Raw genomic sequence first — 476 nt, forward strand, 5'->3', positions numbered from 1 at the left:
CCGCAGCACAGGATGATTTTCTCGCGCGTGGCTTGATCCGGCGCTACGCCAAACACCTTGGCAGCATCGCCTTCCACCTGCACCGACAGCGCTGTGGCGCTCAGGCCCTGCTGCGCGATGTAGTCCTGGATGGCTTGGCCCTTTGCATCGTCGGCTGCCTTGGCGGCATCGGCATCCGCCGACGCATCGGCCGGCGCGGCTGCAGCGCTGCCGTGGAAGAGCTTCTCGCCAGCCTCTTTGATGAAGTCAAAAAAACCCATAACGACCTCCATAAGTACACAACGGGGAACGGGAACGCAGAGAGGCGGGCCACAGCGGAGCGCGCCTGTCGCGGCAGTGTAGCCGCTTGCCAACGGTGTCTCCATGACAGTCGCGCGCAATTGCAAACTTTGCGCCAAGACCAGGCGCCAATGCGGCGCTTCGCCCACTTTCAATGCTGCATTGCAACAAACTCGCTGGCACACTGTCCTACCAAT

The 476-nt window shown here is 61.8% G+C and carries 1 protein-coding gene; it reads right to left on the reverse strand.

Annotation, left to right across the window (positions count from 1 at the left end; all coding sequences use genetic code 11):
* Window positions 1-260 (reverse strand): hypothetical protein (locus tag FL311_RS43580; RefSeq protein WP_255510418.1); only part of this gene is annotated, 260 nt, incomplete at its 3' end.
* Between the last annotated feature and the right edge of the window lie 216 nt (window positions 261-476).

It is taken from the genome of Myxococcus sp. AB025B (assembly GCF_006518215.1).
GTDB classification, from domain to species: domain Bacteria; phylum Myxococcota; class Myxococcia; order Myxococcales; family Myxococcaceae; genus Myxococcus; species Myxococcus fulvus.